Annotated in this window: 17 protein-coding genes; 9 read left to right on the top strand and 8 right to left on the bottom strand. The window is 57.9% G+C overall.

What is annotated here, in order from left to right; all coding sequences use genetic code 11:
• The 3 genes from LJ738_RS18240 (at nucleotide 1) to LJ738_RS18230 (ending at nucleotide 1818) form a co-directional block, all read left to right on the top strand.
• Complete coding sequence (locus LJ738_RS18240) at nucleotides 1-252, top strand: cytochrome b5 domain-containing protein (RefSeq protein WP_227787794.1); 252 nt, start codon at nucleotides 1-3, stop codon at nucleotides 250-252.
• A gap of 67 nt (nucleotides 253-319) precedes the next feature.
• On the top strand, nucleotides 320-1114 hold the full coding sequence (gene murQ / locus LJ738_RS18235) for an N-acetylmuramic acid 6-phosphate etherase (protein WP_227787793.1): 795 nt from the start codon (nucleotides 320-322) through the stop codon (nucleotides 1112-1114).
• A 119-nt stretch (nucleotides 1115-1233) separates the two neighbouring features.
• The gene (locus LJ738_RS18230; RefSeq protein WP_227787792.1) at nucleotides 1234-1818 is read left to right on the top strand and encodes a hypothetical protein; all 585 of its coding nucleotides are present in this window, start codon (nucleotides 1234-1236) and stop codon (nucleotides 1816-1818) included.
• Between the two features lie 71 nt (nucleotides 1819-1889).
• Here LJ738_RS18230 and LJ738_RS18225 read toward each other — a convergent pair whose 3' ends face one another.
• From LJ738_RS18225 to era, 3 genes are all read right to left on the bottom strand, one after another.
• A complete protein-coding gene (locus tag LJ738_RS18225) occupies nucleotides 1890-2141 on the bottom strand; it encodes a hypothetical protein (RefSeq protein WP_227787791.1) in 252 nt (83 codons plus the stop codon).
• Between the two features lie 173 nt (nucleotides 2142-2314).
• Nucleotides 2315-3643: a ribosome biogenesis GTPase Der gene (gene der, locus LJ738_RS18220; RefSeq protein WP_227787790.1), complete on the bottom strand. Its 1329-nt coding sequence runs from the start codon at nucleotides 3641-3643 to the stop codon at nucleotides 2315-2317.
• A gap of 215 nt (nucleotides 3644-3858) precedes the next feature.
• A complete protein-coding gene (gene era, locus LJ738_RS18215; protein WP_227787789.1) occupies nucleotides 3859-4755 on the bottom strand; it encodes a GTPase Era in 897 nt (298 codons plus the stop codon).
• A 280-nt stretch (nucleotides 4756-5035) separates the two neighbouring features.
• On the opposite strand from era, the gene hemH reads away from it, so the two are divergent.
• The gene (hemH, locus tag LJ738_RS18210) at nucleotides 5036-6073 is read left to right on the top strand and encodes a ferrochelatase (RefSeq protein WP_227787788.1); all 1038 of its coding nucleotides are present in this window, start codon (nucleotides 5036-5038) and stop codon (nucleotides 6071-6073) included.
• An 18-nt stretch (nucleotides 6074-6091) separates the two neighbouring features.
• On the opposite strand, the gene LJ738_RS18205 is transcribed toward hemH, so the two are convergent.
• The 5 genes from LJ738_RS18205 to glmM form a co-directional block, all read right to left on the bottom strand.
• Entirely contained in the window at nucleotides 6092-6538 is a 447-nt protein-coding gene (locus tag LJ738_RS18205; protein WP_227787787.1) for a PRC-barrel domain-containing protein, read from the bottom strand.
• An 18-nt stretch (nucleotides 6539-6556) separates the two neighbouring features.
• Entirely contained in the window at nucleotides 6557-7204 is a 648-nt protein-coding gene (locus LJ738_RS18200) for a hypothetical protein (protein ID WP_227787786.1), read from the bottom strand.
• Between the two features lie 256 nt (nucleotides 7205-7460).
• Nucleotides 7461-8054 carry a ferritin-like domain-containing protein gene (locus LJ738_RS18195; protein WP_227787785.1) on the bottom strand — a complete coding sequence of 198 codons (594 nt, stop codon included), beginning with the start codon at nucleotides 8052-8054 and terminating at the stop codon, nucleotides 7461-7463.
• 313 nt (nucleotides 8055-8367) lie between these two features.
• Nucleotides 8368-9537, bottom strand: coding sequence for a cysteine desulfurase family protein (locus LJ738_RS18190; protein ID WP_227787784.1), 1170 nt, complete (start codon nucleotides 9535-9537; stop codon nucleotides 8368-8370).
• A gap of 154 nt (nucleotides 9538-9691) precedes the next feature.
• Nucleotides 9692-11089: a phosphoglucosamine mutase gene (glmM, locus tag LJ738_RS18185; protein ID WP_068198102.1), complete on the bottom strand. Its 1398-nt coding sequence runs from the start codon at nucleotides 11087-11089 to the stop codon at nucleotides 9692-9694.
• Between the two features lie 73 nt (nucleotides 11090-11162).
• Between glmM and mazG the strand changes: the two genes are divergently transcribed.
• The 5 genes from mazG (at nucleotide 11163) to LJ738_RS18160 (ending at nucleotide 15306) form a co-directional block, all read left to right on the top strand.
• Complete coding sequence (gene mazG / locus LJ738_RS18180) at nucleotides 11163-12020, top strand: nucleoside triphosphate pyrophosphohydrolase (RefSeq protein WP_227787783.1); 858 nt, start codon at nucleotides 11163-11165, stop codon at nucleotides 12018-12020.
• 267 nt (nucleotides 12021-12287) lie between these two features.
• Nucleotides 12288-13169 carry a MotA/TolQ/ExbB proton channel family protein gene (locus LJ738_RS18175; protein WP_068189308.1) on the top strand — a complete coding sequence of 294 codons (882 nt, stop codon included), beginning with the start codon at nucleotides 12288-12290 and terminating at the stop codon, nucleotides 13167-13169.
• An 88-nt stretch (nucleotides 13170-13257) separates the two neighbouring features.
• The gene (locus LJ738_RS18170) at nucleotides 13258-13890 is read left to right on the top strand and encodes an ExbD/TolR family protein (protein ID WP_068189312.1); all 633 of its coding nucleotides are present in this window, start codon (nucleotides 13258-13260) and stop codon (nucleotides 13888-13890) included.
• Nucleotides 13891-13945: 55 nt separating this feature from the next.
• Nucleotides 13946-14482, top strand: a complete 537-nt coding sequence (locus LJ738_RS18165) for an ExbD/TolR family protein (protein WP_227787782.1) — start codon at nucleotides 13946-13948, stop codon at nucleotides 14480-14482.
• A complete protein-coding gene (locus LJ738_RS18160) occupies nucleotides 14479-15306 on the top strand; it encodes an energy transducer TonB (protein WP_302718036.1) in 828 nt (275 codons plus the stop codon). The genes LJ738_RS18165 and LJ738_RS18160 overlap by 4 nt, the downstream gene beginning before the upstream one ends.
• Nucleotides 15307-15347: the final 41 nt, after the last annotated feature.

Below are 15347 nucleotides of genomic sequence, written 5' to 3'. Positions count from 1 at the left end.
ATGGATGACGCCCTCCTCCTGCCCTCCTACTCGCGCAACCAGCTGGCCTTGCGCAACGGCCAGGACCGCGACGAAATCTGGGTAGCGTACCAAGGCAAGATTTACGACGTGAGCCGCTCGCGCCTGTGGCGGCGCGGCAACCACTACGAACACTGGGCGGGCCAGGACCTGACCACCGAACTGGACCACGACGCCCCGCACACGGCACACGTATTTGATAATTTTCCGGTAATTGGCCAACTCCAGACGTAAGTTTTCGCTTACTGTTTGTTGAACATTGATTTTTTCCGCTTCACGGCAAGCCTAGCTTACTCCGCGCATGACCACCGAATCGCCCTCCGAATACAACAACCTCGAAACGCTGCCGACCGCCGCCATTCTGGCCGGCATGAACCAGCTCGACCGCACGGTGCCCGAAACTGTGGCCAAGGCCCTGCCCCAGATTGAAAAGCTGGTGGAAGCCACTGTGGCGCGGCTACGCGCGGGCGGGCGGCTTTTTTATATCGGGGCGGGCACCAGCGGGCGGCTGGGCGTAGTTGATGCCTCGGAGTGCCCGCCCACGTTTGGCGTGCCGGCCGAGATGGTGGTGGGCATTATGGCCGGTGGCGATTCGGCCATTCGGGTGGCCGTAGAAGGCGCCGAAGACGACGCCGAACAAGCCTGGAAAGACCTGCAGGCCAACAACATCAGCGCCAAGGACGTGTTGGTGGGCATCGCTGCCTCGGGCCGCACGCCTTACGTGATAGGCGGACTCACGCAAGCGCGGGCCGCGGGCGTGGCCACGGGCTGCGTGGTGTGCAACGCCGGCTCGGCCGTGGCCGCCGCCGCCGAATTCCCGGTGGAAGTAGTGACCGGCCCAGAGTTTATCACTGGCAGCACGCGCCTCAAGGCCGGCTCGGCGCAGAAAATGGTGCTCAATATGCTCACCACGGCCACCTTTGTGCGCCTGGGCTACGTGCGCGGCAACAAGATGGTGGACATGAAGCTGTCCAACGTGAAACTGGTGGAGCGGGGCGAACGAATGTTGATGGAAGAACTCGGCATTGGCGAAGCCGAAGCGGCTGAGCTGCTGAAGCAACACGGCAGCGTGCGGGCGGCCCTGCAGGCCCGCTAGCGCCGGCCCGGAACGCTCCACGGCGCATTAGGCGTTAGTAGAACCCAGCCCAATTTGTTGTGGGTTGGGAAAACCGAGCGCGCCGAGGTGCGTTCCGAGCCTAACGCCTTCTGCCGCCTATGCATACCATTGAGCCCCATTACAACTGGATTGACCAGTACTCGGCCTGCGAAGACCCCCGTTCGCCGTTGTTCGAGACCGAAAACAGCCTCGAGGCCTACACCAACACCATTTACGGCTACTACATCCACCCACAGTGGGACAGCCTGGGGTCGGATACGCTCTTCTTCAAAATCCTGTTTGCCGACTACGAAGACGGCATTGCCATCCTCGAGTTTATTGGGGAGTGGAACGATGCCATCGAAAACGACATCATGGAGCTGAAGCGCAACATCGTGGACGTGCTGGTGCACGAGGGCATCCGCAAGTTTATTCTGGTGGGCGAAAACGTGTTCAACTTCCACGGCTCCGGCGACGACTATTACGAAGAGTGGTTCGAAGACGTGGAGGACGGCTGGATTGCGGGCGTGAACTTCCAGGAGCACGTGCAACGGGAGATGCAGCAGTACAACGTCGACAACTACGTCAACTTCGGGGGCCAGCTCGACGACCTGCCGTGGCGTACCTACGAGCCGCGCCGCCTCTTTGAGGTAGTAGACGGCTTGCTCAACCGCCGGCTGGGCTTGCCCGAAACTACGCTTTAAGCAAACCCAAACAGCAATAAAAAAAGCCCCACCATTACTGGCGGGGCTTTTTTGTGCCGTATGGCTAAGAATTACTTCTTAACTTCTTCAGCCGGAGTCTCGGTAGCAGGAGCCATTTTGTCGGCGTTGTCCTTCATGGCATCAGCCTTGGTGTCGGCCGAGTCACGTACGGCATCAGCCTTGTCTTCCATAGCGTCAGCCTTGGCTTCGCCTGCGTTTTCTACGTTGTCAGCAGCCTGCTCGGTAGCCTCTTCTTTCTTGCTTTCGCAAGAGGTGAACGAGAACGAAGCAGCAGCCAGGGCGAGGAACAATACTTTTTTCATCTTGGGGTCAATTTAAAGTGTGGAGTTAAATTCAGTTAACCTTCAAGCGCTTGCGGGTAGCAAGTTCTTGAATTCGGGGCTTTATACCCCAGTTTAAAAAAGGTAACCCACGCAAATCGATATTTATGAAGAACCTGTGAAAAAAGCGTTTGTGCTGCCCTCACCGGCAAGCGTTATTTCTTGCGGAAAACGATGCCGATGGGTACACCCGTAAAGTCGAAATGCTCGCGCATTCGGTTTTCGAGGTAGCGCGTGTAGTTGGCCTGTACGTACTGCGGCAGGTTGCAGAAGAAAGCGAATACCGGGTTGTGCGTGGGCAGCTGCGTGGCGTACTTGATGCGAATCATCTTGCCTTTCAGTGCCGGCGGGCCGTACTTCTCAATCTCCTTCAACATGATGTCGTTGAGCTGGGAAGTCGGGATTTTGCGGCGCTTGTTGTGGTACACTTCAATGGCCGTTTCGATGGCCTTGTGCACCCGCTGCTTGTTCAGCACCGAGATGAAGATGACGGGGATATACGAAATCGGCGCAATCTTTTCGAGGATTTTGGCCTCGAAGTCCTTGGCCGTGTTCGTTTCCTTGTTCTCCACCAGGTCCCACTTGTTCACCAGAATCACGATGCCCTTGCGGTTCTTGTCGGCCAGCGAGATGATGTTCACGTCCTGCGCTTCGATGCCACGGCTGGCGTCGAGCATCACGATGCAGACGTCGCACTCTTCCAAGGCCCGCAGGCTGCGCATGTTGGCGTAGAACTCCACGTCTTCGCTCACCTTGGCCTTGCGGCGCAAGCCGGCCGTGTCGACCAGAATGAACTCGTTGCCGAAGGCATTGTAGCGGGCCGAAATCGAATCGCGGGTGGTACCGGCGATTTCGGTCACGATGCTGCGGTCTTCGCCCAGCAACAGGTTCACGAGGCTGGACTTGCCCACGTTGGGGCGGCCCACCACGGCAATGCGCGGAATGTCCGACTCGGGCTCTTCCACGCCTGGGTCTTCAAAGTGGCTCACCACCGCATCCAGCAATTCACCGGTGCCGTGGCCGTTCGCGCTGCTGATGGCGTAGATTTCACCGTCGCCCAGGCCGAGCGAGTAGAACTCGCCCACGCCGTTGGCGCGCAGGTTGGTGTCGGCCTTGTTGGCTACCAGGTAGATGGGCTTTTTGCCGATGTAGCGGCGCAGCACGTGCGCAAACTCTTCGTCGAGGCCGTGCACGCCGGCATCGGCATCTACCATAAACAGGACGACATCGGCCTCTTCAATGGCCAGCTTCACCTGCTTGTTGATTTCGCCCTCGAAAATATCTTCCGAATTGTGGACGTAACCACCCGTATCAATCACGGTGAAGTTCTTCCCAATCCAGTCGCCGTAGCCGTAGTGGCGGTCGCGGGTTACGCCGCTCTCGTTGTCCATAATGGCCTTGCGCTGGCCCACGAGGCGGTTGAATAGCGTGGATTTGCCCACGTTGGGCCGCCCCACGATGGCGATAGTGTTTTGCGTTGACATGTTGTGTGGCCCCAGCCGCCGACCCGACCTAGATTCGGCAGTGCCCGGGGTTATTTAAATAAAAGATGGTCGGAAAAGTCTTTTCTGAATTGAAATAGAACAGTCATGCAGAGCGCAGCGAAGCATCTCTGCTGCTCAACTAATCCAGTTGGCTCAACGAAGCGGCAAAGATGCTTCGCTGCGCTCTGCATGACGTTTTGAATTAGTCTGATGACTTACTGGTACCCGAAGCGGCTCAAGGCCTTGGGGTCGGTGCGCCAGTTTTCGTTGACTTTGACGTGGAGCTCCAGGAACACCTTTTTCTGGAAAAACTTCTCCATCTCCTCGCGCGCCCAGGTGCCTACTTTCTTCAGCGCCTCGCCGCCCGCGCCGATGATGATGCCTTTCTGGCTGCTCCGCTCTACGTATATAATGCCGCGAATACGGATAATAGTTTCCTCTTCCTTAAACTCCTCAATAACGACCTCGCAGCTGTACGGAATCTCCTTTTTGTAGAGTTTGAAGATTTTCTCGCGCACCATTTCGGCGGCAAAAAAGCGCTCGGGCTTGTCGGTCAGCTCGTCTTTGGGGTAGTACTCGGGGTGGATGGGCAGGCGCTCGAGCACCAGTTGTAGCACGCCATCGGTACCGAAGGCATTGAGGGCCGAGATAGGCAGCACTTCTGCGGCGTTGGGTAGCTGCTCTTTCCAGTAGGCCAGTTTGGCTTCTACTTCGGCCTGGTCGGCCTGGTCGATTTTGTTGACCAGGAGAATGATGGGCGTGTCCACCATTTTGCGCAGGCGCTCGACCACGGGCTCCTCGTCGTGCTTCTCGTAGATGTCGGTCACGAACAGCACCACGTCGGCGTCTTCCAGCGAGGAGTACACGAACGACATCATGGCGTTATGCAGCTCGTACTTGGGCTGAATGATGCCCGGCGTGTCGGAGTAAATCAGCTGAAAATCTTCGCCATTGAGAATTCCCAGGATGCGGTGGCGGGTGGTTTGGGCTTTGCTGGTGACGATGCTGAGCCGCTCGCCCACCAGCGCGTTCATGAGCGTGGACTTGCCCACGTTGGGCTTGCCGATGATGCTCACGAAGCCGGCGCGGTGGGGTTTAGTTTCGGGGTTCACGATGGATGGGTTTGATAATCAGGGGCGCAAAGGTACGGATTTTGATGGGCAAAAACTACGGTGGCCCCAAATCTGCCCGACGGCGGAGCTTCGAGCTGCCCCGCTCCTTCCGGTTTTGGAATGGCTCAATTCCCACAAATTGAGCTAATGGTACGTGCCTGGAGCGGCTGAGCTGAACCAAGCCGCTCAATACCTGTTTGCCTGGCAACCGACCGCCGGCGGCGCTATTTAGGTGCGTCCGTCTCGGTAGTCCGCACGTTGCTGCTGAACTTTGTTGTTAATGAACTCTCCTGCTGCCCCCTCCCGCCGCATCGGCGTCCTGCTCGTCAACCTCGGCACGCCCGACTCGCCCAAAACGCCGGACGTGCGCCGCTACCTCAACGAATTTCTGACCGACGTGCGGGTGATTGACAACCTGCCCGCCGTGGTGCACTACCCATTGTTCCAAGGCATCGTCATCCCGTTGCGAGCCCCGAAGTCGGCCAAAATCTACCAGCAGCTCTGGACCGAGCGGGGCTCTCCCCTGCTGTACCACGGGCTCGATTTGCAGAAAAAAGTGCAGGCCGAGCTCGGGCCCGAGTACGTGGTGGCGTTCGGCATGCGCTACCAGAAGCCTAGTATTGCCAAGGCCCTGGAGGAACTGCGTGAAGCGGCCGTAGAGCGCATCCTCGTGTTGCCGCTGTTTCCGCAGTATGCATCGGCCAGTACCGGCTCGGTGCAGGAGAAGGTAATGGAGATTATCGGCAAGTGGTGGATTGTGCCCAGCATCAGCTTCATCAGCGCTTTTTCCGACGACCCGGGCTTTATCGGCACCATTGTGGAATTGGGCAAGCGCGAGATGGCCAAGCACCAGTACGACCATATCGTCTTCAGCTACCACGGCATTCCGGAGCGGCACATCACCAAGGGCAGCTTCCACAACTACTGCCAGTTTGGGAGCTGCTGCGACACCCTCAACGACAAAAACCGTTACTGCTACCGCGCCCAGTGCTTCGAGACCTCTCGCCTGGTCGCGGCGGGCCTTGGCATTACCCCCGACCAGTACACGGTGTCGTTCCAGAGCCGCCTGGGTCGCGACCCGTGGCTCAAGCCCTATACTGACTTTGCCTTGAAGGATATGCCCGCCAAAGGCATCAAAAATGTGCTGGCCTTCAGTCCGGCCTTCGTGGCCGACTGCCTGGAAACCACCATCGAAGTCGGTGAGGAATTCAAGGAGATGTTTGAGGAAGTAGGCGGCGAGCATTGGCAGCTGGTACCTTCTCTGAACTCGGAGCCGCAGTGGGTAGATGCCGTGGCAGCCATGATTCGGCGCAACTAATAGTTCGCCGTGCGTCTGCTAGACGCGGCGGCGATAGAACGCGCCCGCATCGTAGGAGTCCCGGTCGTAGAACTGGTTATTATCCACTGCCGGGGCAATGCCCAGGGCCCGGAGCATGGCTTCTTCGTAGTCGCGGGTAATCTGGATTTCGGAGTAAGGCGGGTAGTTCGGAATCGTGTCGGCGCTGAGCGCGGGCACAAACACATTGTCGCCATCGGTATCGAGCGAGGCCACGCCGATTGGCATCAGAATGTGGTTTTCGTGCTTGCCGCGCTTGAACCGGTCGTGCAGCTCAATGTCCAGGTACCGCACCTTTAAGGCCTGGGGCTCCACAATTAGCTCGTGCACCACGCCCAGGGCCTGGCCATCGCCGCCGCGCACGGCCCAGCCGCGCACATCGGGGTTGCCATCGGCCACTTCAAAATCGGTTAAGTCGCGCAAACGGCGCAGCACAGGGGTTTCCATGGCTCTTGTAAATAAGGGTTAGTGAGCCGGCTCGCTCAGCACGCGCACCGCGGCGGCAGCCTGGGTCAGGAATTGCTTGTTTTGCTGCTGGTCGGCGGGCGTGGCGTGGCGGCCTGACAGCTGTCCGGCCAGGCTCACCAGGTCGTTGGCTGCGCCTTCCAGCTCCGGATAGGCTTTTTGCTGCATGGCTTTAATGAGCCCTGCCGCGGCCACAAACCCCGGCCGCAAACTCGTATTGGCTTCGCCCAGGCGGTTGGTGGCGCTGGTCAGGTTGTCGCGCTGCTCCGTGATGGTGGGGTCGCGCAGGTCGTCGCGGTCGGCCAGGGCCACCAGCACACCGGTTAGCTTCCGCAGGCCGTTCACGGCGTAGTTGGGGTCGGCGGGACTGCCGGCCGCCTGGGCGGCCAGAGTTTCGGCGGTGTAGTTGTCGTCTTCATGCGCCAGGTTCGCGGAGTCGGCGGTCACATCGGCTGAGGGTGGCGTGGCGCGGGCCAGCGAGTCGGCGGGGAGGGCCTCCATGCCAGTGGTATTGGGCGGCGCGGGTTCATCGGCAGGCTCTTGCCGCAGAAAGAAATAAGCCGCCACGGCCAAAGCTATGACTGCCAGCAGCACCAGAATCCACGGACTTGGTGCTGATTTTTTGCGTTGAATATTGATGTCAGCCATAGAGAGTTTCGGGTGATGCTTTGCCTTACGAAGCAAACCGAAAAATAGTCAATTTACCCTATGTTTCAGTGGTGGGCAAAAAGTGCCACTGAATCAATTTGAGCTGATATCTAGCCTTCTTTGGCCCAACCTCTTCGCAGGCTATGAACTCCGTCATTGCCACGATTCAAGCCCCTGGCAAAAGCCAAGCCCCACGGGGCGCGACCCGCAATTGGGCCACGCCCCGTGGGGCTGGTCAGGCGAGATAAGTTGCCTACTAAATTTGGTTGCTCTCCAGGCGTTTAAGCTCCTGATAGGTTCTTTGCGCCTGGCTGTATTGGTGCTCTACGGCTCTGCGCATGGGGCCGGTGAGGGTCTGGTCCTGCAGGGCTTCTTCGTATGCTTTCAGGGCCCACTCCTCGCCGTAGATATTGGAGCCGAGAATGGCTTTTTCGTCGCGGCCGGTAATGGCAGCTTTAGCGTCCATCCAGCCGCGGTATAGCTTGCCTTTGAGGGTGGTGCCGGTTTCGCGGTCTCCGCCCTGCTGGCGCAAGTAGGCGTTGAGCTGATTGGCAAACTGCTGGCTTTGGCTCACCAACTGCTGGTAGTAGCTGCGCAGCTGCGTGTCCTTGCTTTCCTCCACAGCGCGCCGGTAGCCTTCAATCCGGTCGTTGACAAAGTAGAGCAGTTCGTGCAGCGTGGCGCTTTGGCCCTTGCCGTTTTTGCCGCGGCGCGTGAGGTAGCTGGCCCCCAGCACCAACAGGGCACCGCCCACTACTTTTTGGGTAGTGCTCAGCTTGTTGAAGGTAGTGGCCGTTTGGTTGCCGAAATTTTTTAGCGAAGTCGGCAGCTTATTGAGCATCTGCGACATATTGCCCTGATTGCGCCACTGCTGCGCTTGGCTACCCGCAGAATTACCGTAAGCGGTGGTTGAGGTGGAAGATTGGGACTGGTCCATGGCAAAGAAAGGAATGGTGAAACTCTCCCGGCTTACGACAAACCACCCTCAGTGTTAGGCTGAGCTTCGGCCTTAAAGCTCCCATAAGGGCCGCGGACGGCGTAGCGCAAGGCCCTTTCAGCTCCACTTTCCGTGGCCGTAGTCCCTGGCACCCAACGCTTCCATTTTCTCCCAAAAAGCCTCCTTAGCCGGCCATATGGTAGCTAAGGAGGCTTCGCCATTTTGGCTATGCGGCTACCGGCCGGTAGAGCTTGGCCAGTTGGGCCACGGCGTAGTCAACTTCGGCCGCGGTGTTCATCTTGCTCATCGAGAAGCGCACCGTGGCGCGGTCGGGGTCGCAGCCCAGGGCTTCGAGTACGTGTGAGCCCGCCTGTGCGCCGCTAGTACAAGCCGAGCCGCCAGACGCCGCTATCTTGCTTATGTCCAGGTTAAAGAGCAGCATTTCGTTGATGGGCGACGGCGGCAGGCTCACGCTCAGTACCGTGTACAGGCTCTGGTCGGCCTGCGCCGAGAGGCCATTAAACTGCACGTCGTCAATTTCTGCGCGCAGCTTTTCGATGAACCGGTCCTTCAGCCCCTGCACGTGGGCTTGGTGCGCCGCCAGGTCGCGGATGGCAATTTCCAAGGCCTTGGCCAGCCCCACAATGCCGTACACGTTTTCGGTGCCCGAACGCACGTTGCGCTCCTGCGAGCCCCCATGAATGAGCGGGCTCACTTGCAAGCCGCTGCGGGTGTAGAGAAAGCCCACACCCTTCGGCCCATGGAACTTGTGCGCCGAACCCACCAGGAACTGGTTTTTCAGCTTCTGGACGTCGTGCCGGTAGTGGCCCATGGTCTGCACCGTGTCGGTGTGGAACACCGCCTGGTGGCGGGCACAGATGTCTCCGATGGCCTCAATGTCGTTCAGGTTGCCAATTTCGTTGTTGGCGTGCATCAGGCTCACAAAGGTGCGAGACTGCGTCGCCAGCAGCTCCTCCAGGTGGCCCAGGTCTAACCGCCCCTGGGCATCGTGCCGCACATAATGCAGCTCAATTTCGCCGGTTTTGGCCATGGACTGCAGCGGGTGCAGCACCGCGTGGTGCTCCAGCGGCGAGGTGATGGCGTGCTTCAGCCCCAACGTGCGAATGCTGCCAAAAGCCGCGTAGTTATCGGCCTCGGTGCCGCCGCTCGTGAAGGAGATTTCGGCCGGCGCGGCATTGAGCAGGTGCGCTACCGTCTTGCGGGCATTTTCGATGGCCGCGCGTACTTGCCGGCCCGGCCCGTGCAGGCTGCTTGGGTTGCCGTAGTGCTGGCTCAGGAAAGGCAGCATGGCCTCCAGCACTTCGGGGTCGAGCGGGGTGGTAGCGGCGTTGTCGAAATAAACGAAGGCGGGGGCGGAAGAGGGGTTTGAACTCATATAATAAGGGTAAGACCAGAAGAAGCCGGGCGTGGGTGCGCCCGGCCTTTCCAAGATATCATTACACAAACGTCGGACTTTTAGCCCAAACCAACCCGCCGCTGAAACCGGAACGCTAGGCAATCAGCCGCCGCTCTGCCTACCATGCAAAGATTTACGCCTTTACAGCAATAATCTCCTTAATGTCGCCGATGATTTTCTGAGCCAGATAGTCGGCCGTGGCGTTCGAATCTGACTCTGCGTAGATGCGGATAATGGGCTCGGTGTTGGACTTGCGCAGGTGCACCCACTCCTTGTCGAACTCAATTTTCACCCCGTCGATGGTGTTCACGGGCTGCTTGGCATACCGCTTCTCCATCTGCGCCAACACGTCGTCGGTATTGATTTCAGCGGTCAGCTCAATTTTATTCTTGGAAATAAAATAGCCCGGATACGACCGCCGCAGCTGGCTCATCTTAAGGCCAGACTTGGCCAAGTGCGTCAGGAACAGCGCAATACCAACCAAGGCATCGCGACCATAATGCAGCTCGGGGTAGATGATGCCGCCATTGCCCTCGCCGCCAATCACGGCGTTGGTTTCCTTCATTTTGGTCACCACGTTCACCTCGCCCACGGCGGCAGCGGCGTACTGGCCGCCGGCTTTTTCGGTCACGTCGCGCAGGGCGCGGGTGCTGCTCAGGTTACTCACGGTGTTGCCGCCGCCCAGCTGCTTGAGCACGTAGTCGGCCACGGCCACCAGCGTGTACTCTTCGCCGAACATTTCGCCGTTCTCGCTCACCAGGGCCAGGCGGTCCACGTCGGGGTCTACCACAATGCCGAGGTCGAAGCCGCCTTTCTCCAGCGCCTTGGCAATGTCACGCAGGTGCTCGGGCAGGGGCTCGGGGTTGTGGGCAAAGTCGCCGGTGGGCTCGCAGTGCAGCTTCTCCACGGTGGTCACGCCCAGCGCTTCCAGTAGTTGCGGCACGGCAAAGCCACCCGAAGAATTCACGGCATCCACCACGACCCGGAATTTGCGGGCCCGAATGGCTTCCACATCTACCAGCGGTAGGGCCAGAATGGCCTTGATGTGCTTCTTGAGGAAGGTGGCGTCGGTGGTATACTGGCCCAATTTCGTGACGGCCGCAAACTCAAAATCTTCGCTTTCGGCCAAGGCCAGCACCTGCTGCCCGTCGGTTTCAGAGATGAATTCGCCCTGGGCATTCAGCAGCTTCAGCGCGTTCCACTGCTTGGGGTTGTGCGAGGCGGTGAGGATGATGCCGCCGGCGGCCTTCTTGGCTGGCACGGCCATTTCCACGGTGGGCGTGGTGCTCAGCCCCAGGTCGCACACGTCGAGGCCCAGGCCCTGCAGGGTGGCGGCCACGAGGCGGCTGACCATTTCGCCGGAAATCCGAGCGTCGCGGCCGATGATGATAAGCTTGCTGTCGGTGGCTTGGGTTTTCACCCAGGAGCCGTACGCAGCGGCATATTTCACCACGTCGAGAGGAGTCAGGCCTTGCCCAACCGGGCCGCCGATGGTGCCACGAATGCCGGAAATAGATTTTATGAGAGTCACGGGGTAGTTTTTTGAAAGGCCAAATTTAGGCACTGGCAACCGGTTGGCGATGTCAACATTTATCTTTGGAACAATGGAAAACTCTGCTTCGACACCTAGTGTTCTGCTTACCAGCGCCCGCCGCCCAGCTCAACTCGAAGCCTTCGGCCGTTTACTCGACGTTCTGGACCGCCTGCGCACCGAATGCCCTTGGGATAAAAAACAAACGCTGCAAACGCTGCGCCACCTCACCATTGAGGAAACGTACGAAATCAGTGACGCGATTCTGCGCGACGACCTGCCCGATTTGAAGAAAGAGCTGGGCGACGTGATGCTGCACTTGCTTTTTTATGCCCGCATCGCCGCCGAAAAAGGCGCCTTCGACATTGCCGACGTGCTCAACGCACAGTGCGAAAAGCTGATTTATCGGCATCCTCACATCTACGGCGACGTGCAGGCCGACGACGAGGATACCGTAAAGCGCAACTGGGAGCAATTAAAATTGAAGGAAAAAGGCAATACCACCGGCGTGCTCGGCGGCGTGCCCACGTCATTGCCAGCGCTGGTAAAGGCCATGCGCATCCAGGAAAAAGCGCGCGGAGCCGGCTTCGATTGGGAGCAACCCGAGCAAGTTTGGGAAAAAGTCAAAGAGGAATTAGGAGAATTTGGCAACGAATACAGCCACGGCCGACCCGAGCAAATGGACGCCGAAAAAGCAGCCGATGAGTTCGGCGATTTGCTGTTTTCGCTGGTCAATTTTGCCCGCTTTGCTGGCATCAACCCCGAGGAGGCCCTTGAACGTACCAACCGCAAGTTTATCAGCCGCTTTCAGTACCTGGAAAGTGCTGCTGCGGCCAATGGCGAACGCCTCGCCGACCTGACTTTGGCGCAAATGGATATATATTGGGAACAGGCAAAACGACGCCCAGCCCAACCCAAAGACGCCAATTAGCGTTGTCCCACTTCTACCGCACCTTTATTGCCCTTCTATTGGCTCCGGCCAAGTTTTCTTTGGTCAGGCCGCGCTTTTTGGTTAGGTTTGCCCAGCTAAGACGGCGCCGTGCGTAGCTTGGACTTCGATAAGTGCCATTCCAGTCCTTTCGTTTTGGGATTATCGATTGTTCTTTTGCTAGCCCTGGCGTTCCTACCAACTTTTTGCTTTTTCTTTACCCACTCAATTCAACTACTTCACATTTAACAACCCAAACACTCCAGAACAATGGAACAGAAAAATGCCTTGAATACGAGCCCACGGCCCGCCGCAACGGCCGCCAAAGCCGAAGCCCAAAGCAGCGGTGGTGCCTCGCTGTTCTCCGTCCTGGTTATTATCCTAGCCTTCATCGTCAGCGTTGTCGTTTATAAGTTCGTGCTAGGTGATGCAAGCCACTTCCAGGGCGGCAACAACGAGAACAACCCCAACCCCGGCGACTACCTCGGCGTGGTTTACAAAGGTGGTTTTATCGTGCCTATCCTGATGACGATGCTGCTTTGCGTTATCACCTTCTCGATTGAGCGCATGCTGACCATCAGCAAAGCCAAAGGCTCGAAGAGCATCGAGGCGTTTGTACGCACCGTACGTCAGAAGCTGAACACCAACGACATCAACGGTGCCCTGGCCGCTTGCGACCAGCAGAAAGGCTCCGTAGCCAACGTGGTAAAAGCTGGCCTGCTGAAATACAACGAAATGGGCCGTGACCGCACCATGGCCACTGACCAGAAAATCCTGGCCATCCAGAAAGAAATCGAGGAAAGCACCGCGCTGGAATTGCCTATGCTGGAGAAGAACCTGGTTATCATCTCGACCCTGGCTTCTATCGCTACGCTGGTAGGTCTGCTCGGTACGGTATTCGGCATGATTCGCGCCTTCGCCGCTCTGGCGCAGGCCGGCACCCCCGACGCCGTAGCTCTGGCCAACGGTATCTCGGAAGCTCTCATCAACACCGCTCTGGGTATTGGTACCTCGGCTCTGGCCATCGTTGCCTACAACTACTTCACGAGCAAGATTGACGAGCTGACCTACAGCATCGACGAGGCTGGCTTCAGCATCATCCAAACCTTTGCCGCTCAGCACGGCAATACGCAGCCTGCCCAGACGGTTTAATTCCGTTTGTCGGCACTAAGCTGATGCACTAAAACGTGGGGCGATTCGTTCTCTGGAGCGAATCGCCCCCTTTTAACCCCACCTCGCAATGCCTAAAGTAAAACCGCACCGTACCTCGCCGTCGCTCGACATGACGCCGATGGTGGACCTGGCCTTCTTGCTGGTGACGTTCTTCATGCTCACCACCAAGTTTGCCCCCGAGGAATCCGTGGTGGTAGACACTCCGTCATCCGTCTCGGAGCTGAAACTGCCCGAAAACAACGTTATCACGCTCACCGTCGATAAGAACAAGCGCGTGTTTTTCGGTGTCGATGCCAAACAAACCAAAATCCAGGCCCTGCAGCGGGTCGGCGCCAAGTACGGCGTAAACTTCACCGCTGCGCAAGCCAAGGAGTTTGGGGACCTGCCCAACTTTGGACTGCCCATCAGCCAGCTCGGCTCTTACCTGGACATGGCCAAGGAAGACCGCAAGCAGGTGAACGACAAGCAACCCGGTGTGCCGCTCGACTCGCTCAACAACCAATTGGTTGACTGGGTGCTGGAAGCCCGCCGTGCCAACCAAGCCATCTTCCACAAGCCGACTTATATCGCCATCAAAGGCGACGGCAACGCGGACGTGCCCACGGTGCAGAAGGTTATCAAGGTGCTCCAGGAGAAGGACATCAACCGCTTCAACCTCATCACAGACATGGAGAACAAGCCTGTGGCCGCCTCGCGCTAATTGCGAGTCTGACACAAAGGAATTGTTTTTCATGGTATTCACTTAAGCAAATACCATGGCAGAAATCCAACAAAAAGCCCAATCTGGTGGCAAGGGTGGAAAGAAGCGGGCCAAGAAAATGTCGACCAAAATCGACATGACACCGATGGTGGACTTGGCCTTTCTGCTGCTTACCTTCTTCATGCTGACCACCACCTTCGCTAAGCCCAACGTGATGCAGCTCACGATGCCGGTGAAGAAGACCGACGACGTGGAGGACACCAAAATCAAGGCCTCGCAGGCCATGACCATCCTCCTCGGGAAAGACAACAAGGCGTACTACTACTTCGGCCTGAACACGCCGAATGATAAGACCGTACCAAAGCCTGAGATGAAGGTGACGAACTTTTCGGCTAACGGCATTCGGCAGGTCCTGCTGACCCGCCAGCGCCAGAAGCCAGAACCCATCATCCTCATCAAGCCAACCGATGACGCCAAGTATAAAAACATGGTGGATATTCTGGACGAGATGAACATCACGAACCAGAAGAAATACGCGCTGGTGAAGGCTCCCAAAGAAGACCTGGACCTTATTAAAGAATCAGCCCTATGATGGACAATGCGCAAATTGCCAAGGCCAGCTTAAACGATATCGTTTTTGAGGGCCGTAACAAGGCATACGGTGCTTATGTGCTGCGTCGCTTGTACCAGCGGCATGTCACCCGGGCACTGATTATCGCCACGGCGATATTCTCGCTGCTGATTTTCTTCCCGCTCATTTCGCAGTATCTGAAAGATAAGATGCCGAAGGAGCCCAAGAAAAACCTGCAGGAGAACGTGCTGATGGACGCTCCTCCTTTGGACGAGACCAAGCCGCCACCCCCGCCCCCGCCCCCCGAGGCTCCGCCACCCCCGCCCCCCAAGCTCACCACCATCAAGTTCACCCCTCCGGTGGTGAAAAAGGATGAAGAGGTGAAGAAGGAAGAGGTTCCAGACCAGGAGGAGCTGAAGGACAAGACCGTAGCCACCGTAACCGTAAAAGGCAACACGGATGCTCCGGACCTGACCGAGCTTTCGGGCGAAGGCGACAAGGTAGTGGAAGAGGTAGTAGAGAACAAAGTCTACACCTACGTGGAGCAAATGCCCCAGCTGCCCGGCGGTGGCGGCAACGCCGCCATCGTATCAGCCATCCAGAAAGCTACCAAGTACCCTCCGCTGGCTCTTCGCAACCAAGTAGAAGGCCGCATCTTCGTTAGCTTCACGGTGAATGCCCAAGGCGACGTTTCGGATGTGAAAGTGGTAAAAGGTCTGGGCTCCGGCTTGGACGAGGAGACGGTTCGGGCGGTGAAAACCCTGCCCAAATTCATCCCCGGCAAGCAGAACGGCCGCGCTGTTAGCGTATCGTTCACGGTGCCGATTACCTTTAAGATTCAGTAAAGCAACGTTCCGGCGCAAGCCAGAACCAGCTAAAACCCCGG

The organism is Hymenobacter plasmatis, from assembly GCF_020711255.1.
GTDB lineage: Bacteria > Bacteroidota > Bacteroidia > Cytophagales > Hymenobacteraceae > Hymenobacter.
This window is presented reverse-complemented; position numbering and strand designations above follow the sequence as displayed.